Origin of the sequence: Actinoallomurus sp. NBC_01490, assembly GCF_036227085.1 — a bacterium.
Classification (GTDB): domain Bacteria; phylum Actinomycetota; class Actinomycetes; order Streptosporangiales; family Streptosporangiaceae; genus Actinoallomurus; species Actinoallomurus oryzae.
Window position 1 is genome coordinate 8,157,694 of sequence record NZ_CP109433.1, and the last position, 19,836, is coordinate 8,177,529.

Annotated in this window: 21 protein-coding genes; 5 read left to right on the forward strand and 16 right to left on the reverse strand. The window is 70.3% G+C overall.

From position 1 onward, the window contains the following. Positions 1 to 16 precede the first annotated feature (16 nt). The gene (locus OG417_RS37625; RefSeq protein ID WP_329239405.1) at positions 17 to 904 is read left to right on the forward strand and encodes a DUF72 domain-containing protein; all 888 of its coding nucleotides are present in this window, start codon (positions 17 to 19) and stop codon (positions 902 to 904) included. Positions 905 to 988: 84 nt separating this feature from the next. On the opposite strand, the gene OG417_RS37630 is transcribed toward OG417_RS37625, so the two are convergent. From OG417_RS37630 to OG417_RS37650, 5 genes are all read right to left on the reverse strand, one after another. Then, positions 989 to 1,141 (reverse strand): hypothetical protein, encoded by a 153-nt coding sequence (locus OG417_RS37630; protein WP_329239407.1) that lies wholly within the window; start codon positions 1,139 to 1,141, stop codon positions 989 to 991. Positions 1,142 to 1,274: 133 nt separating this feature from the next. Next, a complete protein-coding gene (locus OG417_RS37635; protein ID WP_329239408.1) occupies positions 1,275 to 2,327 on the reverse strand; it encodes an LCP family protein in 1,053 nt (350 codons plus the stop codon). Positions 2,328 to 2,419: 92 nt separating this feature from the next. After that, positions 2,420 to 2,986, reverse strand: coding sequence for a nitrile hydratase subunit alpha (locus OG417_RS37640; RefSeq protein ID WP_329239410.1), 567 nt, complete (start codon positions 2,984 to 2,986; stop codon positions 2,420 to 2,422). Beyond that, positions 2,976 to 3,260, reverse strand: coding sequence for an SH3-like domain-containing protein (locus tag OG417_RS37645; RefSeq protein ID WP_329239411.1), 285 nt, complete (start codon positions 3,258 to 3,260; stop codon positions 2,976 to 2,978). The genes OG417_RS37640 and OG417_RS37645 overlap by 11 nt, the downstream gene beginning before the upstream one ends. After that, positions 3,257 to 3,520, reverse strand: a complete 264-nt coding sequence (locus tag OG417_RS37650; RefSeq protein WP_329239413.1) for a hypothetical protein — start codon at positions 3,518 to 3,520, stop codon at positions 3,257 to 3,259. Before OG417_RS37650 ends, OG417_RS37645 begins: the two co-directional genes overlap by 4 nt. Before the next feature lie 64 nt (positions 3,521 to 3,584). Between OG417_RS37650 and OG417_RS37655 the strand changes: the two genes are divergently transcribed. Further along, on the forward strand, positions 3,585 to 3,845 hold the full coding sequence (locus OG417_RS37655) for a hypothetical protein (protein WP_329239418.1): 261 nt from the start codon (positions 3,585 to 3,587) through the stop codon (positions 3,843 to 3,845). A gap of 18 nt (positions 3,846 to 3,863) precedes the next feature. Here OG417_RS37655 and OG417_RS37660 read toward each other — a convergent pair whose 3' ends face one another. Together OG417_RS37660 and OG417_RS37665 are read right to left on the reverse strand one after the other, a co-directional pair. Then, complete coding sequence (locus tag OG417_RS37660) at positions 3,864 to 7,388, reverse strand: AAA family ATPase (RefSeq protein WP_329239421.1); 3,525 nt, start codon at positions 7,386 to 7,388, stop codon at positions 3,864 to 3,866. 71 nt (positions 7,389 to 7,459) lie between these two features. Next, complete coding sequence (locus tag OG417_RS37665; RefSeq protein ID WP_329239424.1) at positions 7,460 to 7,750, reverse strand: type II toxin-antitoxin system Phd/YefM family antitoxin; 291 nt, start codon at positions 7,748 to 7,750, stop codon at positions 7,460 to 7,462. A 63-nt stretch (positions 7,751 to 7,813) separates the two neighbouring features. Between OG417_RS37665 and OG417_RS37670 the strand changes: the two genes are divergently transcribed. Together OG417_RS37670 and OG417_RS37675 are read left to right on the forward strand one after the other, a co-directional pair. After that, positions 7,814 to 8,431, forward strand: coding sequence for a ClpP family protease (locus OG417_RS37670; protein WP_329239427.1), 618 nt, complete (start codon positions 7,814 to 7,816; stop codon positions 8,429 to 8,431). A gap of 14 nt (positions 8,432 to 8,445) precedes the next feature. Next, on the forward strand, positions 8,446 to 9,054 hold the full coding sequence (locus OG417_RS37675) for an ATP-dependent Clp protease proteolytic subunit (protein WP_329262858.1): 609 nt from the start codon (positions 8,446 to 8,448) through the stop codon (positions 9,052 to 9,054). A gap of 49 nt (positions 9,055 to 9,103) precedes the next feature. On the opposite strand, the gene OG417_RS37680 is transcribed toward OG417_RS37675, so the two are convergent. From OG417_RS37680 to OG417_RS37720, 9 genes are all read right to left on the reverse strand, one after another. Next, positions 9,104 to 10,066: an ABC transporter substrate-binding protein gene (locus OG417_RS37680; RefSeq protein WP_329239430.1), complete on the reverse strand. Its 963-nt coding sequence runs from the start codon at positions 10,064 to 10,066 to the stop codon at positions 9,104 to 9,106. A gap of 13 nt (positions 10,067 to 10,079) precedes the next feature. Then, positions 10,080 to 11,096 (reverse strand): ABC transporter permease, encoded by a 1,017-nt coding sequence (locus OG417_RS37685; RefSeq protein WP_329239433.1) that lies wholly within the window; start codon positions 11,094 to 11,096, stop codon positions 10,080 to 10,082. 82 nt (positions 11,097 to 11,178) lie between these two features. Then, positions 11,179 to 11,934 carry an ATP-binding cassette domain-containing protein gene (locus tag OG417_RS37690; protein WP_329239436.1) on the reverse strand — a complete coding sequence of 252 codons (756 nt, stop codon included), beginning with the start codon at positions 11,932 to 11,934 and terminating at the stop codon, positions 11,179 to 11,181. Positions 11,935 to 11,948: 14 nt separating this feature from the next. Beyond that, complete coding sequence (locus OG417_RS37695) at positions 11,949 to 12,938, reverse strand: LacI family DNA-binding transcriptional regulator (RefSeq protein ID WP_329239438.1); 990 nt, start codon at positions 12,936 to 12,938, stop codon at positions 11,949 to 11,951. A 229-nt stretch (positions 12,939 to 13,167) separates the two neighbouring features. After that, a complete protein-coding gene (locus OG417_RS37700; RefSeq protein ID WP_442875598.1) occupies positions 13,168 to 13,944 on the reverse strand; it encodes an SGNH/GDSL hydrolase family protein in 777 nt (258 codons plus the stop codon). 39 nt (positions 13,945 to 13,983) lie between these two features. Next, the gene (locus OG417_RS37705) at positions 13,984 to 14,544 is read right to left on the reverse strand and encodes a GTP-binding protein (protein ID WP_329239443.1); all 561 of its coding nucleotides are present in this window, start codon (positions 14,542 to 14,544) and stop codon (positions 13,984 to 13,986) included. 19 nt (positions 14,545 to 14,563) lie between these two features. Beyond that, complete coding sequence (locus tag OG417_RS37710) at positions 14,564 to 15,016, reverse strand: DUF742 domain-containing protein (RefSeq protein ID WP_378201960.1); 453 nt, start codon at positions 15,014 to 15,016, stop codon at positions 14,564 to 14,566. Between the two features lie 2 nt (positions 15,017 to 15,018). Continuing rightward, entirely contained in the window at positions 15,019 to 15,420 is a 402-nt protein-coding gene (locus OG417_RS37715; protein WP_285576345.1) for a roadblock/LC7 domain-containing protein, read from the reverse strand. Beyond that, the gene (locus tag OG417_RS37720; RefSeq protein WP_329239445.1) at positions 15,417 to 18,320 is read right to left on the reverse strand and encodes a sensor histidine kinase; all 2,904 of its coding nucleotides are present in this window, start codon (positions 18,318 to 18,320) and stop codon (positions 15,417 to 15,419) included. Before OG417_RS37720 ends, OG417_RS37715 begins: the two co-directional genes overlap by 4 nt. A gap of 748 nt (positions 18,321 to 19,068) precedes the next feature. Between OG417_RS37720 and OG417_RS37725 the strand changes: the two genes are divergently transcribed. Continuing rightward, positions 19,069 to 19,809: an ABC transporter permease gene (locus OG417_RS37725; RefSeq protein ID WP_329239448.1), complete on the forward strand. Its 741-nt coding sequence runs from the start codon at positions 19,069 to 19,071 to the stop codon at positions 19,807 to 19,809. Positions 19,810 to 19,836 lie beyond the last annotated feature (27 nt).

Sequence of the window (19,836 nt, forward strand, 5' to 3'; positions counted from 1 at the left end):
ATCCTAACCTTGTGTCATGGGCGACATCCTGGTCGGCACGGCCTCCTGGACCGACAAGACGCTGCTCGCGACGGACTGGTATCCGCCCGAGGTCAAGACGGCCGAGCAGCGGCTGGGCTACTACGCGTCGCGGTTCCCGCTCGTCGAGGTGGACTCCACCTACTACTCGCCACCCGCCGAACGCACGGTCGGCTACTGGCGGGACCGTACGCCGGAGGGGTTCACGTTCAACGTGAAGGCGTTCTCGCTGCTCACCCAGCACCCCACCCGACCGGGCGCGCTGTACAAGGACCTGCGGGAGAAGGTGCCGGACAAGAAGAACCTCTACCCGCGCGACCTGCCGGACGAGGTGACCGACGAGGTCTGGCAGCGGTTCCTGGACGCGCTGTGGCCGCTGCACGAGGCCGGCAAGCTGACCGCGCTGCTGTTCCAGTTCCCCCAGTGGTTCGTCATCGGCCGGCGGAACAAGGAGTACATCCTGGAGGCGAAGCGTCGCTGCGACCCGATGCGGATCTGCGTGGAGTTCCGCAACAGGACCTGGATGAGCGAGGAGAACCGCGGGGAGACACTGGACTTCCTGACCAGGTACGCCGTGCCGTACGTCAGCGTGGACATGCCGCAGGGTCACACGAGTTCGATCCCGCCGGTCTTCGCCGCGACGTCGGACCTGGCCGTGGTGCGGCTGCACGGCCACTCCGACAAGTGGACGAGCAAGAACATCTACGATCGGTTCGGCTACCTCTACCGGCCCGGCGAACTCAAGGAACTCGCGCCGAAGATCCGCGGCCTGGCGGAGAACGCCGAGACGACGCACGTGCTGTTCAACAACTGCTACCAGGACTATGCGCAGCGGAACGCGACGGACCTGATGAGCCTGCTGGACGGCGACGGGGGTTCCGCCTGAGGAGCGGATCCGCGCACGGCCGGAGCCTCGCGGCGGCGGCTCCGCCGGGAGGCGGCGGAGCCGGGCCGGTTCCGGCGGCGACGGTCAGGGTAGATCGCTGACGAAACTCGACAGGGACGTGGCGGCGCCGGTGAGCCCGCCGAGAGCGCCATGCACGACGTTCGCCGCCTTGTGGGGCTGACTGACCAGGTAGAACGCCAGGAAGGCCAAGCTTCCCCATTTGGCGACCTTCTTCATATTTGGTCACTCCTCGTATCGACCTAGATACGGAGAGTAACTACCCGTTCTGGTGCTGCGACAGTACCGACGCCCCGCAAATCAGCGCTCGCGAACGGCAAAGGATTCGAAAGCGCCCCAGGGCGGGCGCCGCTCAGCCGGCCGGCCGCAGGCTCTTCGGCACCGGCTGGTCCTCGCGGAGGGCGCGGAACAGCTCACCGGCCTTCGTCGTGTCCCAGGTGATGTACGCCCCGGCGCTCGGTGAGTAGCCGTTCCCGCCGAGCGGAACCGTCGTGGTGAGGCCGTCGCCCTTGGTCAGGCCGCGCATCGCCCAGGCGAACCCGGCCAGGTTGTACAGATGGTCGTCCTGGTCCACGGAGAAGTCACTCGTGGAGCGGAGAACGAACGGCACGATGCGGAACGGGTTGAGCAGCGTGCCGGGGCTCGTCGCCTTGTGGGTCAGCGCGGCCAGGAACTTGCGCTGGTTCTGCACCCGCTGCAGGTCCTGGCTGGCGAACGCGTGGCGGGTGCGGACGAAGCCCAGGGCCTCCGGGCCGTTGAGCGTCTGGCAGCCCTTCTTCAGGTTGATGCCCGCGGCCGTGTCCTTGATCGGCTGGGGGATGCACATGTCGACTCCGCCGACCGCGTCGACCATGCCGACGAACCCGCCGAAGCCGATCTCCGCATAGTGGTCGATGTGGATCTTCGTGGCCTGCTCGACCGTACGGACCAGCAGCTTGGGCCCGCCGAACGCGTACGCGGCGTTGAGCTTGTTGGGGTCGTGCCCGGGAATCGGGACATAGGAGTCGCGCGGGAGGCTGACCAGGGTGTTGCCGTGGTCACCGATGTGCAGCAGCATCATCGAGTCGGTGCGCTTCCCCTCGGCCTTGCCGGTGTGGAGCTTCTTGCGCTGCTCGGCCGACAGGCCCTGCCGGCTGTCGGAGCCGACGATCAGCCAGTTGGTGCCCGGAGTGTCCGCGGGCCGCCCCGTGTAGTCGGTGAAGACGTCGATGCGGTTCAACCGCGAGTCGAGGTAGAAGTACGCACCGATCAGCAGGAGGAGGAGCACCAGTATGACGATCATCGTGGTCCGGCCCCAGCGACGCCGCCGTCTGCCGCGCAGGGGCTGCCCGTCACGGTCGTATGCCCGCCCGTCCGCTGCGTACGACGCCGCGCCCCTTTGCCCGTGATCCGCCCAATCGCTCATGGCAGACACCGTAGAGGGTCACGTCAAGCCGAGGCGTCAGCTTGGCGAGTGATTCCGGGCCGGGTGGCGTCATTCCCCCGTAGGGCACGGGCCTAGATCGCCGCCGTACCGATGAGGCCCCGTCGGGTGACGCGGGACGCCAGCTCCTCCTCCGTCAGATCGTCCTCGGGGCGCCGGGGGACCACGAGGTAGCGTGTCTCGGCGCTGGAGTCCCACACGACGATCTCCACGTCGTCCGGCAGCGTCAGCCCGAACTCCTCCAGGACGGCGCGCGGCTCCCGTACGACGCGGGAACGGTAGGCGAAGCTGCGGTACCAGCCCGGCGACGGGCCGAGGAGCGAGATCGGGTAGCAGGAGCACAGCGTGCACACGATCACGTTGTGCACCGCCGGGGTGTTCTCCACCGCGCGCAGGCGGTAGCCGAACGTGCCGAAGCCGAGCTCGGCGGCCGCGGCATTCGCGTCGGACCGCAGGGTCTCGCGATAGCCCGGGTCGGTCCACGCCCGGGCGACCATCCGGGCCCCGTTCACCGGCGAGGCGTTCACCAGGAGATCGTCCAGGATCGCGTCCAGTTCGCCGTCGGTGGTCAGACCGGCGGCGATCACCCGCTCCTCCAGCCGGCGCACGCGCGCGGCGACCGGCAGGTCGTCATGGCCCATCGGTGGTGACCTCCTCCAGGTAGGACTCCCACAGGTCCACCGTCACCGAGTGCGCGCCGGCGCCCCACAGGTCACGGGCCGGGAACCGCACCGCGTACACCGTCTCGACGCGCGGCGGGGTGATGCCGCGCGCCCGGTCGTCGGGCAGCGGCCACTCGCCCTCACACTCGACGATCTCCCCCACGTGGCCGCGGACGTAGACCGGCACCCGCGTGTGGTGCGCGGGATCGCCCGGCCGCGCGCGCACGCGCGTGCCCGGGGAGTACGGACTCATGCCAGGCCCTTCTCGCCGAGGATCGTCTCGATCGCGGCCAGCCAGCGCTCGTAGTAGGAGGCGGACAGGTACTCCCGCGGCGGGATGCGCTCGATCGCGTCGCGCATCTCATCCAGGTTGAACACCCCGCGCCGCAGCAGCGCACGGGTCAGGGCGTAGACCCGGGCCTCCCAGTCGGCGTGGAACGGCTCGGCGTCGTCGTCTCCCACCGGCACCGGCCCGAACCCGCTCTGGCCTCCCATGTCGTGCACTCTGCTCACCCTTCCGACGCTAACCGTCCCCGCCCGGCGCGGGAAGCCCCCGGACGTCTGGTTGGCTGGAGGCATGGCGGAAGATCTGGAGAACCTGACGTCGAAAGAGCTGCACGACCGCGCGATCGACCGGGCCGTTCACCACCTCGACGTGGGCTTCCTGTGGCGGCTGACCAGGGCGATCCCGGCGGCCCAGGCGGCGGCCGGGCACACGGACCAGGCCGAGGCCGACGTGTCGCACCTGTCGGCGATCCTCAACGAGCTGGTGCACTCCGGCGGCGGCGCGGTCGCCGACGAGCTCCGGCCGCTCTACATCGAGTACCTGCGCGGCTGAGAGCGCGGGGGCCCTGAATCACAGGTACTGGCCGAGGTTGTCGTCGGTGCTCGTCGTGCCCCCGGTCTCCGGCAGGTCCTCGACCCGCAGGGTGCCGACGTCGGCCCGCGCCGGGTCGTCCTCGCGGGTGATGCGGCGTGCCTGCAGGGCGATGGCGCGGTCCAGGTGGTTGCGCATGAGCCGGGCGTTGCCGAACGACTCGCCGCGGGCGGCGGTGCGCAGGTGGCGGCGTACGGCGTCGAGCACGCCCCCGCCCAGGCTGAAGCCCGCGTCCGCGGCCATCACCTCGAAGATCGCCACCAGCTCGTCGTCGGTGTAGTCGGGGAAGCGCAGCACCAGGGGGAAGCGCGAGGCGAGGCCGGGGTTGAAGTCGAGGAACCGCAGCATCGGGCCCTCGTAGCCGGCCACGATGACGACGATGTCCGCGCGGTGCTCCTCCATGAGCTTGAGCAGCTCGGCGATGGCCTCGTGGCCGTAGTCGCGGCCGGAGTCGGCGGGGGTCAGGGCGTACGCCTCGTCGATGAACAGCACACCGCCGAGCGCGCGCTCGACCGCGGCGCGCACCTTGGGCGCGGTCTGCCCGATGTACTCCCCCACCAGGTCGGCGCGGGAGACCTCGACCAGGTGCCCGGACGACAGCAGGCCCAGCTTGGCGTAGACGGCCGCGAGCAGGCGGGCCATGGTCGTCTTGGCCGTGCCGGGGTTGCCGGTGAAGACCATGTGGCGGGTGGGCGGGGCGATCGGGATGCCCGCGTCGCGGCGCAGCTGCTCGGCCCGTGCCTCGGCGACGAGCAGGTGCACCTCGTGCTTGACGGTGTCGAGGCCGATGAGCTTCTCGATCTCGGCGAGCGGGTCGCCGGGCAGGTCGACGTGGCCGCTCGCGACGAGCGTGCCCGGGATGTCGTCCGCGAAGATCTCGTCCAGGGACTCGTCGTCGGTGAGCACCCCGTCGTCGAGGACCCGCCGCGACTGCATCGCGATGGCGCGGTCGAGCAGGTTGATCATGGCGCGGGCGTTGCCGACGTTGCTGTCGCGGGTGCTGCCGTGGACCAGTTCGCGCACCTTGTCCAGCACGCCCTCGCGCAGCGCGAAGCCGGCGTCAACGGCCTTGGCCTTGAAGATCTCGATGAGCTCGTCCTCGGTCAGGCCGGGGAAGCGCAGCCGCTTGGGGAAGTAGGCGGACAGCTCCGAGTCGCTCTTGAGCAGGCTGTTGATCGGCCCCTCGGGTCCGCACAGCACGACGACGAGGTCCTCGGTCTGCGCCTGGACGCAGGCGAGGAGCACGTCGACGGCCTCGCGGTTGCGCGGCGACTCGCCGGGCATCAGGTTGTGGGCGTCGTTGACGGCCAGGATGCCGCCCTGCGCCCGCTCGACCGCGCGGCGCACCCGTGGCCCGCTCTCGCTGACGTACTCCCCCACGAGGTCGGAGCGGTCGACCTCGACGAGGTGGCCCGAGGAGAGCACGCCCAGGTCGGCGTAGATGCGTCCGAGGATGCGGGCGACCTTGGACTTGCCCGTGCCGGCGCCGCCGCTGAAGACGATGTGCTTGGGCCGCATCGCCACCGGCATGCCGGCCTCGCGGCGCATCCGCGCCGCCTCCGCCTCGGCGACGAGCAGGCGGACCTCGTTCTTGACCGACTCCAGGCCGACGCAGGACTCCAGCTCGGCCATCGGGTCGGAGTGCTCGGCGCCGCCGGCGATGACCCGCTGCGGCAGATCGGCCGGCGCGACCTCGGTCTCACCGCGCGCCACCGCCGCCGTGACGCACTGCTCGGCGAGGTACTCCACGAGGCGCGCGCCGCGGAGGTTCAGCAGTGGCGGGGTGCGGGTGAGCAGCACGCCGGCGGTGGCCGCCGCCTCACGCGCGACGGTCAGGTCGCGCCGGGCGACGGCGCGGCGGAACAGCTCGGCGTAGGCGTCCTCGCCGAACTCCTGCGTGCGCGCGACGCGGAAGTGCTGGTGCAGCGCCGGGTTGACGTCGAAGACCCGTCGGTCGCCGCCCACCCGGCACAGGACCACGACGTTCAGCTTCTGGTGACGTTCGAGGGCGCGGCGCAGCTCCTCGGCGAACGCGATGCCGCAGTTGTCGAACGCGAGGATGCGGTCCAGCCCGTCGATGACCAGGAGGCGGCCCTCCAGGCACTCGCGCACCCGGGCGAGGAAGTACAGGATCGTGTCGCTGACGTGGAGGTTGGCGAAGACCTGGTCCGACACCCACACCGTCTCGCGGACGTCGCCGCGCGCCATCAGGGCGCTCTCCAGCGCGCGTACGGCGGTGCCCTTGCCGGTGGCGTCCGGGCCGCTGACGAGCAGCCGTACCGGGCGGGACGCGTCGGCGCGCAGCACGTCGGTGACGGCGGTGACCAGATCGGGCTGGCCGACGATGTCGTTCGCGACCTCGTCGGCCGCCGCCGAGGCGCGCGACTCCTCGGCCGGTGCGGGACCGGCGAACGCGGCGGCGAGGGGGTTGACGACCGTCGGCGCCTGGAAGAGCCGGCGCAGGTCCATCTGGAAGCCGCGTACGGGCACGCGGCACTTGGGGCTGACGGCGGTGTCGGGCAGCCCCTGCACGCAGCCGGTGATGCGCAGGGCCATGTCGAGCCAGGCGCGGCAGACGTCCGCCTCACCGGCGACGAGCCCGCGCGCCAGCCAGGACCGCACCTCGGCCTGCCAGGAGTCGACGCGGAAGCCCTCCCGGAGCCGCTGGACGTGCTCCTGGACGGTCTCGTAGCGCTCGACGCCGACGGCGAAGGCCATCTCCGCCGGCACCGCCTTGACCTCGGCCTGCAACAGCAGCCGGGCGAGCGCCACGTCGAGCGGGTCGTGGCCGGGCACCGCCGACGTCAGGCGCTCGTGCGCGGCGACCCAGCCCGAGCACGCCCAGCCGAGGTAGCCGACCGGCCCGGCGAGCTCGGGCAGCACGGCCAGGGTCTCCTCGGGCAGGCCGGCCGCCCAGAGGCGTTCGAGCTCGCCCTGCGGGACGCTCAGGTCGGCGGCGTGCGTCTCCGGGTCCGCGGCGCGCCGGTCGTACAGCGCGATCATCGCCTGCCGGCGCTTCTCGATCGGCTCGATGCCCGCGAGCACGTCGAGGGCCTCCCGCGCGAGCGTGTACATCGTCGCGCGCCGGTCGGGGTCGTCGCCGACGTTCTCCACGAGCCACAGGCCGGGCGGGCGCAGCCGGCCGCCCTGGCTGAACCAGGCGTACGGGTCGCGCACCGGCGCCTCGGGCTTGGCGAGGAAGCCGGCGAACAGCTCGTAGTCGATGTCGCCGCGTGAGCCCGCGCGGATCGCCGAGGCGCCGAGCAGGAAGGTGAGCAACGACCACAGCTCGGCGCCCGCCGCCGAGGTCTCAGGGCCGTAGAAGTCGCTGAGCCCGCTGGTCAGCTCCTTTGCCCGATCGTCGCGGTCGAACTTCACCGCGCGCTCGCGCACCTCGTCGTACAGCCCGTCGGGAACTCTCCACGGACCGTGGGAGTAGACGTCGAGCACGGGCTCGTCGGTCAGGAGCAGGCCGAGGTGTTCGGGTAGGCGTGGGGCGCTCACGGGTAGACCTTACGACCCACGCACGGTGGGCCGCAGCCGCGCGCGCATCGGCCCTGGTGACGGTAACGCGCTCAGCGCGGGCGCCTGCGGTCGCGGTGTTCGGCGGCGATGCGCAGCGGGCCGGACGGGCGCTCGGGTCGGTCGCGCGGCTCGGGCTTGGACTCGGGCTCGGGCTGCGGGGCGAAGGTGAACCCGATCTCGGCCGGTCGGCGTTCGAGCGCCTCCAGGTCGTCGACCGGGACGAGCGCGGCGAGGGCCTTGCCGTGGCGGGTCAGCAGGATCCGCTCTCCGCTGTAGCCGACGCGGCTGACGAGTTCCGCCAGCTCGGCGCGGGCCTGGGTCACGGGTACCTCTCGTGTCATGCATCGATTCTAGCATTCTGTACAGTTTTGCTATTCTGTACAGAACTCAAGGAGGTGCAGTCCATGGACATTCCGACGTACGAGCCGCGCGCGCGGGTGACCGAGCTGCCGGAGGCGAACGTCACCGACCAGGTGTTCCAGCGTCTGCTCGGGCAGCGCATCGTCTTCATCGGCTCGGAGATCGACGACAACCTGGCCAACCGGGTCTGCTCGCAGCTCCTGCTCCTCGCGGCGCAGGACGGGCAGCGCGACATCAAGCTCTTCATCAACTCGCCGGGCGGATCGATGGACGCGATGTTCGCCATGTACGACGTGATGAAGTACCTGCCGAACGACGTGTCGACGGTCGCGCTCGGCATGGCGGCCTCGGCGGGGCAGTTCCTGCTCACCGCGGGGACACCGGGCAAGCGCTACGCGCTGCGGAACACGCGGATCATGATGCACCAGCCCCTGGGCGGCATCCGCGGCAGCGCCTCCGACATCCGCATCCAGGCCGAGCAGTCGCTGCACCTGAAGCAGCGCTTCCTGGAGCTGATCGCCGAGCACACGGGGCGGCCGTTCGAGCAGATCGAGCACGACGCCGACCGCGACCGCTACTTCACCCCCGCGGAGGCCCGCGAATACGGCCTGATCGACCACGTCGTGACGAGCGCGCTGGAGGCGGGAGGCGTCGCGCCGTGAGGATCCACGAGCCGATGGGCATCGAGGCCCGGTACGTCCTGCCGTCCTACGTCGAGCGCACCTCGTACGGGATGAAGGAGAGCAACCCGTACAACAAGCTGTTCGAGGAGCGGATCGTCTTCGTCGGAGCGCCCATCGACGACACGCTCGCCAACGACGTGATCGCCCAGCTCATCGCGCTGGAGGGGATGGACACCGACCGGACGATCAGCCTGTACATCAACTCCCCCGGCGGCTCGCTCACCGCGATGACGGCGATCTACGACACGATGCAGTTCGTCAAGCCGGACATCGAGACGACGTGCGTCGGGCAGGCCGCCTCGGCGGCGGCGACGCTCCTGGCGGCCGGCTCACCGGGCAAGCGCGCCGCGCTGCCGCACGCGCGCATCCTCATCCACCAGCCGCACACCGAGGGCGGGTACGGCCAGACCAGCGACCTGGAGATCCAGGCGAAGGAGATCATCCGCCAGCGCGAGGAGCTGGAGGAGATGCTGTCCCGGCACTCCGGCCGCCCGGTCGAACAGGTACGCGCCGACATCGAGCGCGACCGCTTCCTCACCGCGCAGGAGGCACGCGAGTACGGCCTCATCGACGAGATCATCACCAGCCGCAAGGTCCGCTGAGAGACATCCGGGGGTGGCCTACGGGGTCGGTCCACCCCCGGATCCGGCGTCAGCAGCTCTGCTTGTACAGGTACTTGGCCACGTCGGGGCTGTCGACGTTGTCCTTGGTGACCGCCACGAGCCTCGTCTGGATGTGCTTGGTCACGGGCTTGCCGCCGAGGGCGTTCATCGCCTGGTCGACGCCCTGGCGCCCGATCTCCAGGGGCTCCTGGCCGATGAGGCCCTGGATCGTGCCCGCCCGCAGGTCCTCGACCTGCTTGGGGCTCGCGTCGAACTCGATGAGCTTCACCTTGCCGACCTTCTTGGCCTGCTTGAGCGATGCCGCCGATCCCTCGCCGGTGACCAGGTTGGAGGCGAAGATGCCCGCCAGGTCCGGGCTCTTGGACAGCTCGCCGTTCACGATCTCGGTGGCCTTGCCCGCGTCGTCGCCCGGGTACTGCTCCGAGACCAGCGTGATGCCCGGATGCTTGGCGATCTCCTCCTTGAAGCCGGCCACCCGGTCGTCGGTGGTGGCGATGCCCCGCGTGGGCGCGAGCACCATCACCTTGCCCTTGTCACCGATCTGCTTCGCCAGCGTCTGCGCCGCGAGCCGCCCGCCGAGCCGGTTGTCGGAGGAGACGCGGGACAGGCCGACCGACTGGTCGGCCAGCTCGGTGTCGACGAAGATCACCTTGCTGCCGTTGCCGGTGAGCTGGCGGACCGGGCCGGCCATGGCGTCCTTGTCGACCGGGGCGATCAGCACCGCGTCCGGCCGCGAGGCGGCCACCGAGGTCACCACCTGGGTCTGCTGCGCCACGTCCCACTGGGCCGGCGCCTGCACGCTGAGCCGGGCGCCGAGCCGCGCCGCCTCGTCCTTGGCTCCGCAGTACATCGAGATGTAGAAGGGCTCGTTGGCGATTCCCTGGATGAGGGTGAGCTTCTTGCCCCCGCCTCCGGACGAGGGCGAGGAGTTCCCGCACCCACCGGCCAGGGCCAGTGACAGCGCGGTGGCCACGACGACGTACCTGTTCACCGATGTGCCTCCTTTATCGACGTTCTCGCGCCCGCCGCCGCAGCTGGTCGAAGAACACCGCGACGACCAGCACGGCCCCGACCGCGACATCGAGCCAGAACCGCTGTGCCCCGAGGATGATCAGACCGTTGCGCAGGACGCCGGGGATCAGCACGCCGATCACCGTTCCCGCGACGGTGCCGACGCCGCCGAACAGGCTCGCGCCGCCGATGACGACGGCGGCGATCGCGCTCAGGTTGTCGGACGTGTGGCTGGCGATCGTGGTGGTCGTGTAGTGGGCCAGCGACAGCACGCCGGCCACTCCGGACAGGAGGCCGGACAGCGCGTACACCTTGATGAGGTGCCGGTCGACCTTGATGCCGACCCGGCGCGCCGCCTCGGCGTTGGACCCGATCGCGTACGTGTGGCGGCCGAACCGGGTGAGCGCGAGCAGCAGCCCGAAGACGACCGCGATGAGCACGGCGATGATGACGAGCCAGGGCACCCCGGCGACCAGGCCGTACCCGATGGCGTTGGCCAGCTTGGCGGGGATCCGGTTCACGTCGCTGCCGCCCGTGATGACCTGGGCGAGGCCGAGCGCCACGCCGAGACTGCCGAGGGTGGCGATGAGAGACGGGATCTTCGCCTTCGCCACGAGCAGGCCGTTCACCAGGCCCCAGCCGAGACCGCAGCCCATCCCGGCGAGCGCGCCGAGCGCGATGCCGCCCCAGCCCGCGGTCGTGCCGCCCAGCGCGACCATCGTCTTGGCGGCGACGACACCGGAGAAGACCAGCACCGAGCCGACCGACAGGTCGATGCCGGCGGTGACGATGACGAAGGTCATGCCGACCGCGAGGACGAGCAGGATGGCCGAGTCGGTCGCGACGTTGCGGACGTTGAAGGTCGTGGCGAACTCGGCCGGCCTGAGCACGGCGAACAACGCGAACAGGGCGACGAGGACGGCGAGCGTCCACACCGTGTTCGAGCGCAGCAGGGCCGGAAGCCGTCCCGGCTCCGTCGTCTCCTCGGATTCGACGATCGTCGTGCTCATGCTGTGTCCTTCACGTCGAGTCCGCTACTCCGTGCGCTCATGCCTTCCTTCGCGTCGGGGCCACTTCGCTCACTCCGTTCGCTCATGCGGCACCTTCCTGGTCCAGTCCTCCGGTCATCGCCGAGACGAGCTGCTCCACCGACGTGTCCGCGGCGGTGAACCGGGCCACCCGGCGGCCCAGGCGCAGCACCTCCACCCGGTCGGCGACGGCGAGCACCTCGGGCATGTTGTGGCTGATCAGGACGACCGTCACGCCGCGGTCGCGGACGCGACGGATGAGGTCGAGCACCTGTTTTCGCTGGACGACGCCGAGCGCGGCGGTCGGCTCGTCCATGAACACCACGCGCGACGCCCACGCCACCGCGCGCGCCACGGCGACGCACTGGCGCTGCCCGCCCGACAGCTGCCGTACCGGCGCGGACATGTCGGGCAGCCGGATGCCGAGTTCGTCGAAGGCCTCCGCCGCCCGCCGCCGCATCGCAGCCCGGTCGAGCACGTTGAGGAAGGAGAACCGGGTCGGCTCACGGCCGAGGAAGAGGTTGGCGGCGGCGTCGAGGTCGTGGGCGAGCGCGAGGTCCTGGTAGACGGTCTCGATGCCGAGCCGCTGCGCGTCGACCGGGTCGGTCAGGTGCACCGGACGGCCGTCGAGCAGGATCTCGCCGCCGTCGGGCCGCAGCGCGCCGGCCAGCGTCTTGACCAGAGTGCTCTTGCCGGCGCCGTTGTCGCCGATGAGCGCGACGACCTCGCCCGCGTACGCGGTGAAGGCGGCCCCTCGCAGGGCCTGGACATGACCGAAACGCCTCGTGACGCCTCGTGCTTCGAGCAGCGGTTCCGTCATGTGCACCTTCCTCGCTAGGGCGGCGGCAGCTCCCCGGAGCCGCGGACGATGAGGTGGGTCGGCAGCACCACGCGTTGCGGCGGCAGTTCCTCGCCCGCCATGCGGCGGCACAGCAGCTCCGCCGCGCGCCGGCCCATCTCCACGGGCTGGTGCGCCACGACGGTCACCGGCGTCGCGAGCATGTCGGCGAGCTCCAGGTCGTCGAAGCCGACCAGTGCCGTGCCCGCGCCGGCGGCCTGGATGGCCCGCAGCGCGCCGACCGTCAGCCGGTTGTTGCCGGTGAAGACGGCCGTCGGCGGGTCGTCGAGGGCCAGCAGCTCCGCCATGGCCGACTCCGCGCCCGTCACGTCGTGCCGGCCCGGGCGTACGAGGGCCTCGTCCACGGGCACGCCGTGCTCGCCCAGCGCCTCGCGGTAGCCCCGCAGACGCTCGCTAGCGGTGAAGATGCCGGGCAGGTCGGACAGGCAGGCGATGCGGCGGTGGCCGTGCCGCAGGAGGTGGTCGACGGCCGCGCGGGCCCCGCCGACGCTGTCGATGAGGACGACATCGGCCTCGAGGGCCTCCTCGGGCGGGCGGTCGATGAAGACCGCGGGAGTGCCCATGCTGATCTCGGAGATCAGGTAGCGGTGGTCGTTGCCGGAGGGCACGACGAGCAGGCCGTCCACCCGACGCTCGCACAGCGACCGGATGAGGTGGCGCTCCCGCGCCGGGTCCTCGTCCGAGCAGCCGGAGATGACCAGGAGGTCGTTGGCCCGCGCGACCTCTTCCACCCCGCGCGCGATCTGGGAGTAGAAGGGGTTGGCGACGTCCTTGATGACGAGCCCGAGGCTGCGGGTGCGCTTTCCGCCGCGCAGCGCGCGGGCGATGTCGTTGCGGCGGAAGCCCAGCGCGGAGATCGCGGCGTTGACCTTCGCGGTCGTGTCCGGCCGTACGCCGCCCTCGCCGTTGACGACGCGGGAGACCGTCTTGAGGCTCACGCCGGCGCGCCGGGCGACATCACGCATGGTCGGCCGCATGGGCTCCCTCAAGACTCGGCTGAACGGGCGTCGAGACCGCCGGCCGCAAGAGACCGCCCGGAACCCCGCGACGCGAACGGCGCGGGCCCTGGGCGATCCCTCAGGACGACAACGTTGTCATCTCATCTCCGCACACCCGGCGTCAAGCCCGCGGCCCGACCACGGCACGAACCGGCCGCGTGGGCTGGGAACCCGCGCGGTCAGGGGGCGCAGGCTCTTAGAGTGGATGGAGGTCCGGGCGCTTGGCGGTGAGGCCGTCGCCGGACGAACGCCCCTGCAGACGCCGCTGGATCCACGGCAGGAAGTAGGTCCGCGCCCACTCCAGGTCGCTGCGCCGCGAGGTCAGCCAGTCGACCGGCGGCGCCGCCGGCCAGGGCTCGCGCCAGTCGCCGGTGGCCTCGACGCCGAGCGCCTCGCAGGCGGCCAGCGCCACGCGCCGGTGCCCGGCCGGTGACAGGTGAAGCCGGTCCGGCGCCCAGGCGCGCGGGTCCAGCAGCGTCCGCATCGACCACAGGTCCACCAGTCGGCAGCCGTGCCGGTCGGCGATGGAGCGGACGTGCAGGTTGTACATCGCCGCCTTGCCGCGGATCCGGCTCAGCACGGGCACGCCACGCGTGTCGAAGCCGGTGAAGAGCAGCACCTCGGCACCGGTCGCCCGCAGCCGCCGGACCGCGTCCTCGATGACGATGGCCAGCCGGTCGGGATCCGAGCGCGGGCGCAGCAGGTCGTTGCCGCCCGCGGCGAGCGTGATCAGGTCCGGCCGCAGCTCGATGGCGCGCGGGACCTGCTCGGTCACCACCTGGCCCAGCAGCCGCCCGCGTACGGCGAGGTTGGCGTAGCGCAGGCCGGTGGTGGTGGCCGCGATGTGCTCGGCGAGCCGGTCGGCCCAGCCGCGGTAGCCGCCGGCGGGATCCGGGTCGTCGAGGCCCTCGGTGAAACTGTCACCGAGGGCCACGTATGAGGAGTACGTCGAAACGGAGTCGGTCACGTCCATCAATGATGCATGACGCCGTCCATCGGCGATCACGGCCCCTCAGTGGTTGATCGGCACTCCCCGGCCGCGCATCGACAGGGCGTGCTCGACCAGCGTGATGAGCGTCGCCTTGGTGGACTCGCGGTTGCGCGCGTCACAGGTGACGATCGGCACGTGCGCGCCGATCGTGAGCGCCTCGCGGATGTCCTCGGTCGTGTGGGTGTAGACGCCGTCGAAGCCGTTGATGCCCACGACGAAGGGCACCCCCGACTCCTCGAAGTAGTCGACCGCGGCGAAGGAGTCGGCGAGCCGGCGCGTGTCCACGAGGACCACCGCGCCGATCGCGCCCTTCACCAGGTCGTCCCACATGAACCAGAACCGGTGCTGTCCGGGCGTGCCGAACAGGTAGAGGATCAACTCCCGGTCGAGGCTGACCCGGCCGAAGTCCATCGCGACCGTGGTGGTCGTCTTGTCCGGGGTGGACGACAGGTCGTCGACCTCCGCGCTGGCCGAGGTCATGACGGCCTCGGTGGTCAGCGGCATGATCTCCGATACCGAGCCGACGAAGGTCGTCTTCCCCACACCGAAGCCTCCCCCGACAATGATTTTGACGGAGGTCATCCCGGGGGAGGCACCCGGATTAGAGCTTGCGAAGTCCACTGAGAACCCTTTCCAGCAGCTGGAGGTCAGGCTGCCCCTCAGTGAAGGGAGACTGATGCAGGCGTAGCAGGCCTTCGTGTGCCATGTCCGCGATCAGCACACGGGCCACGCCGAGCGGCAGTCTGAGCAGGGCCGACACTTCCGCCACCGAACGCCAGTTACGGCACAGATCGATGATGGCTTTGTACTCGGGGGTGAGAGTCGTGATGTCTTGCCGCGGATACGGAGCGACCGAGATCAGTGCCTCGATCGGCAGGTCGTACCGTGGTTTGGTGCGCCCGCCCGTGACCGCGTACGGCCGGACCAGCGAACTCGAGTCTCCCGCTTCCGAGGGCGGCGACGAAGGCGGCCCCGGCGGCGGGTCTCGGTGCGGCCCTGGATTCGACCCGTGCTGAGGCCCGAACCCGTAATTCCCGTACCTCCCGCCGTCCACCACTAACCGATCCCGGGTTCGGCGCGCAGGGCGGGCGTCAGCACGCGGCCCACACGTTCGACGAGCAGTGCCATCTCGTAGGCCACCAATCCCATGTCGCAGTCGGGTGCGGCGAGAACGCCGAGCACGGAACCGTCACTGATGGCCATCACGAAGAGCAGCCCTCGCTCCATCTCGACGAGCGTCTGCGTGACCGCACCGCCCTCAAAGATACGGGCCGCGCCCTGGGTGAGGCTGGTCAGTCCCGACGCGATCGCGGCGAGTTGATCGACACGGTCGGCCGGGAAGCCTTCCGAGTACGCCATCGGCAGACCGTCGGAGGAGACCACCACGGCGTGCGCGACGCGCGGGACGCGTTCGACGAAGTTCGTCACCAGCCAACTGAGGTCCTGGCGGCTGTTCACTGGTTCTCCCGTTCATCATCTTCGGGCTGGATCGCGGCGCGACCCTTCCGTACGCCCTGCTGGAAGCTCGCGAAACGGTTCCGTACGGTTTCCGCCTCCGGCGGGCGGGACTCCATTCTGGGTGCGGGCTGCGCGGGCTGCGCGGACGGCCCCGGCTGTGTCGGCATCGGCGCCGGCCGGACCGATCCGGGGATCCGGTTGCTTCCGGGAACCCGTTTCGGCAGGCCCGCACTGGTCTGCCCGCCGGTGGCGGGGGCGCGGATCGTCTCCGCGGCTCGCCAACCATCGTCGCCGGGTGAGGACCACTCCCTCGGTGGGGAGGACTCAGCACGGTTCATTGATCCCGTCTTACGCCGCTGAAACCATTCCGATTGCATTGCCTCGAAGATAGGGGAGCGTCCGTTGTTCTCCGTAGCCGAGCGAGGCTCACCGAACGCCGGACCCGCCGGCTGGGGTTGCGCCTGGGGCACCGGCCTGGGCGGCGGAGGCTCCTGTGGCGGACCCGGCGGCGGGCCTGACCTGGAGGGCGGCGTTCCCTGCGGGCGCGACGAGCGCGACGGAGCGGTCGAACCCGGGCCACGGCCCGGCGGTGACGTCGGCGCCGGCTTACGCTTGGGCAACGGCGTCCCGTGCGACCGCAACGGCTCGCGCGGCGTGTCCGGTACGGGCGGCCGCCCGCTCTCGCCGGGCCGTCCCCTCTCCCCCGGGCGCCCGCTCTCGCCGGGCCGTCCGGTCTCGCCCGGCCGGTCGATCTCACCGCGGACGACCGGCGACTGCAGGGGCTGTACCGGCTGGACCGGCTGCAGGGGCTGCACCGGCGAGGCCTGGCCGCGGTCCAGCGACGGACCGCCGAACGCGTCGAGCCGCTGCGGGCGCACCTTCTGGGGGTCCTGCATGATCGTGTTCGGGGCGAGGATGACGAACGCGGTCAGGCCGCCGGACAGCGCGGCGCGCAGCTCGACCCGGATGCCGTGCCGCTGGGCGAGACGGCCGACCACGAACAGGCCCATGCGCCGGGAGACCGACACGTCGATCGTCGGCGGGTTGGCCAGCCGCCAGTTGGCCTCCTCGAGCTCCTCCGGCGACATGCCGACCCCGCTGTCGGAGATCTGGAGCATGGCCCCGCCTCCGCTGAGCAGGTGTCCCGACACCGCCACCTTCGTGTGCTCGGGCGAGAAGGAGGTGGCGTTCTCCACCAGCTCCGCCACGAGGTGGACCAGGTCGTTGACGACCCGGCCGTTCACCGAGACCTCGTCCTGGATCCGCAGCGTGATCCGCTCGTACTGCTCGACCTCGGACAGGGACGCGCGGACGATGTCCACCAGCGCGACCGGCTTGTTCCACCGCCGCGCCTGCTCCTGACCGCCGAGGACCAGGAGGTTCTCACAGTTGCGGCGCATGCGGGTCGCCAGGTGGTCGAGCTTGAAGAGGCTGTCCAGCCGGCCGGAGTCCTGCTCGCTCTGTTCGAGGTCCTCGATGAGGCGCAGCTGGCGTTCGATCAGCGACTGGCTCCGCCGGGAGAGGTTGACGAACATCGCGTTGACGTTGCCTCGCAGCATGGCCTCGTTGGAGGCCAGGCGTACCGCCTCGCGGTGGACCTCGTCGAAGGCCCGCGCGACCTCACCGATCTCGTCGGTCGAGTCGACCTCGATCGGTTCGACGTCGAAGCCCACCTGCTCGACGTCCGGCTCGCGCAGCCGGCGGACGAAGTCGGGCAGCCGGGAGCCGGCCACGTCGAGCGCGCCTCCCCGCAGCCGGCGCAGCGGCCGGACCAGCGACTGGGCGACGATGACGACCGCGAGGATCACGAGCAGCAGGACGACGAGCAGGAGGCCGCCGATCAGCAGTGCCGACCGCTGCGCCTGGCTCTTGAGGCTGTGGCTCTTGTCCAGCAGGTTACGGACGGCCTGGTCCTCGACCGTGCGCATCTTGTCGGCGCGCACCGTCATGTCGTTGAACCATTTGCGCGGGTCGTCGTTGACGCCCATGCCGGCGAGCGACAGCTCGGACGCCTTGCCCGCCTGCGTCACCGCCTGCTGGCGGATCAGCTCCGCCTGGTCGACCTCCGGCCCGGCGACCGTGTCGGAGTAGAACTGGGCCAACGCCGGCGTCGCGGACGCCTGGAAGGCCGCGACGTCGGTGTCACGCTGGCTGCGCGCCGCCTGGAACTCGTTGAAGGCGTCGGGCTGGAACCCGTGCGTCGCCAGCGCCACCGCGAGGAAGCCCCGCTCCCTGGTGGAGTCCTCCTTCGCCTCCGCCAGCGTGTCGAGCGCGCGGGCGGCCTCGGCGAGGTCGGAGTTCGAGCTGTCCTGGGCGATCTGGTCGTTGAAGTTCAGCAGGTCCGTGACGAACTCGCTGTACTTGTCGATCGTCGCGTCGGGCGGAAGCTTGGTCTGTGTCGCCACCGTCCGCAGGCCGCTCAACTGGTTCAGCCGGGTCAGGATGTCGCGAACCTGGGTCCGGGTCTGACTCGAATAGGAGTCGTCGATGCCCGCGGTCTGGGAGCGCACGCCCTGGACGGCCGTGTCCACCTGACTCTCGACCCGCTGCAGGTCGCTCTTGCTCGCGCTCTTCCCGGACGAGGCCACATAAAGGGCCGTCATGTCGCGCTCGGCTTCGAGCGCGTGCGTCAGCACGCTCAGCTTGTCACCCAGTGCGGCCAGTCGCTCGATACGGCCGAACGTCGACGCGTTCGCCAGGGCGCTGTTGACGCGCAGGCCCGCGAGCACACCGGCCACGATGGTCGGGATGACGATGAGCGCGACGAGCCGAGCGGACACCTTCCAGTTACGCAGGGCGAAACGCCCGACAAGTCGCCGCTTGGGGCGGCTCGCCGCTTCGTCCAGGGGCTGGGACGTGTCCGCGGCACTCTGCCGCGTCCGATCTCCGTCGCTGTCCACACTACCTTCCGCTGCGTCTCACGGATCGAACCGTGTCGGGCCTGCCGGACGATGCGATCGATCGACGGGAGGCAGGTCCGCCGGCCGAGCACGGTTTCGCCTACACAGAGTGGGCTCGCTACCCAAAACGAACCGTCTGTATATATCCGAGGCGATCCTATGTCCCACCTATCTAAATTTCTCTGCTTTCTGCATCATCCTGCCCCGAAGGTGGGCACCGACTGATTTGCGGCCAACATCATTGCCTCCGCTCGTGCTCTACGGCAAGTAGTGGACGAGCACTCCCTCCGGAAGAGATCGAACTGAGAGCAATGGTCACAGAGAGTTTCTCGGTGACGACTCACCGGTCATCAATAGGGGATCTCATTCGCCGTTCCGGGGCGGCGGACGGACCGGAACGCGGGGCTGACACCGCACCACTACACAAAGTAACCGCCACGACCACCGCAATCGGCGCCGGAAGTCCGGTATCGCGTCATTACGATAGGTTCTCCCCACCGTCAGGCCCGAGGCGGCTCCGAACGGAACGCCGGAGGGACGGCGCCGTTCCACGGCGCGTTGCCACATTCCGCGCACGTCAGGCCGCTATCCACGGCCGTCCAGGGAGTGAGCATTGGCTGACCACAGTGTCAGGACATCGGTCCCGGCGACGGATTCGATTGCAGGTAGTCGCATCCCCGCCGGCGCCTCGCGAAATGCGAAAAAGCAGCCACGAGCAGGAAGGATCGTCCGCGGCGTCATCGGCGTCGTGATCTTCCTTCTGATCGGCGAGGTGGTCGGCCGCATCGGCCTCGTCGATCGTTCCTATCTGCCGCCGTCATCCACCGTGCTGGCGCGGGCCGTCCGGCTCATCGTGGACGGCGGTTTCCTCCAGGACATCGGCTGGACGCTCGGCGCGTGGGCCGTGGGACTGCTCATCGCCGCCGTGATCGCGGTGCCCGTCGGCCTCGTGCTCGGCAGCCTGCCCTTCGTCAACTCCGCCGTCCGGATGCTGATCGAGTTCCTGCGGCCGATCCCGGCGGTGGCGCTGATCCCACTCGTCATCTTGATGATCCCCGAGCAGGCGCAGATCGAGCAGACGGTGGCGGCGTACGCGGCGATGTGGCCGATCCTGATCAACACGATCTACGCCGTGGGCGACGTCGACCCGGTCCCGCGCGAGATGGCACGGTCGTTCGGCCTGGGCCGGCTCGTCATCCTCACCCGTATCGCGCTGCCGAGCGTCGCTCCGTTCGTCGCGACCGGCATCCGCGTGGCGTCCTCGATCGCCCTCATCGTGACCATCAGCACCGAGCTGATCGCGGGCGGCGGGGAGCACGGCATCGGCATGTTCATCCTCAACGCGAGCGCCAACGCGGGCCAGGCCGACGTCGTCTTCGCGGCGGCGGGGATCGCGGGCCTGCTCGGGTTCCTCATCGACCTTGCCATGCGCACCCTCGAACGACGTCTGTTCCGCTGGCACTTCGAGCGTCTCGGGAGGTCTTCATGACCACGCGGAACCCGGATGCCGAAGGCA

What these genes read in the sequence shown, in the direction of transcription:
- OG417_RS37635 (WP_329239408.1), bottom strand. Translation starts at nt 2,327, where the DNA reads ATGAGCGATTGGGCGGATCACGGGCAAAGGGGCGCGGCGTCGTACGCA.
- OG417_RS37645 (WP_329239411.1), bottom strand. Translation starts at nt 3,260, where the DNA reads ATGAGTCCGTACTCCCCGGGCACGCGCGTGCGCGCGCGGCCGGGCGAT.
- OG417_RS37640 (WP_329239410.1), bottom strand. Translation starts at nt 2,986, where the DNA reads ATGGGCCATGACGACCTGCCGGTCGCCGCGCGCGTGCGCCGGCTGGAG.
- OG417_RS37700 (WP_442875598.1), bottom strand. Translation starts at nt 13,944, where the DNA reads ATGGACGTGACCGACTCCGTTTCGACGTACTCCTCATACGTGGCCCTC.
- OG417_RS37655 (WP_329239418.1), top strand. Translation starts at nt 3,585, where the DNA reads ATGGCGGAAGATCTGGAGAACCTGACGTCGAAAGAGCTGCACGACCGC.
- OG417_RS37630 (WP_329239407.1), bottom strand. Translation starts at nt 1,141, where the DNA reads ATGAAGAAGGTCGCCAAATGGGGAAGCTTGGCCTTCCTGGCGTTCTAC.
- OG417_RS37705 (WP_329239443.1), bottom strand. Translation starts at nt 14,544, where the DNA reads ATGACCTCCGTCAAAATCATTGTCGGGGGAGGCTTCGGTGTGGGGAAG.
- OG417_RS37665 (WP_329239424.1), bottom strand. Translation starts at nt 7,750, where the DNA reads ATGACACGAGAGGTACCCGTGACCCAGGCCCGCGCCGAGCTGGCGGAA.
- OG417_RS37685 (WP_329239433.1), bottom strand. Translation starts at nt 11,096, where the DNA reads ATGAGCACGACGATCGTCGAATCCGAGGAGACGACGGAGCCGGGACGG.
- OG417_RS37695 (WP_329239438.1), bottom strand. Translation starts at nt 12,938, where the DNA reads ATGCGTGATGTCGCCCGGCGCGCCGGCGTGAGCCTCAAGACGGTCTCC.
- OG417_RS37670 (WP_329239427.1), top strand. Translation starts at nt 7,814, where the DNA reads ATGGACATTCCGACGTACGAGCCGCGCGCGCGGGTGACCGAGCTGCCG.
- OG417_RS37690 (WP_329239436.1), bottom strand. Translation starts at nt 11,934, where the DNA reads ATGACGGAACCGCTGCTCGAAGCACGAGGCGTCACGAGGCGTTTCGGT.
- OG417_RS37625 (WP_329239405.1), top strand. Translation starts at nt 17, where the DNA reads ATGGGCGACATCCTGGTCGGCACGGCCTCCTGGACCGACAAGACGCTG.
- OG417_RS37675 (WP_329262858.1), top strand. Translation starts at nt 8,446, where the DNA reads ATGGGCATCGAGGCCCGGTACGTCCTGCCGTCCTACGTCGAGCGCACC.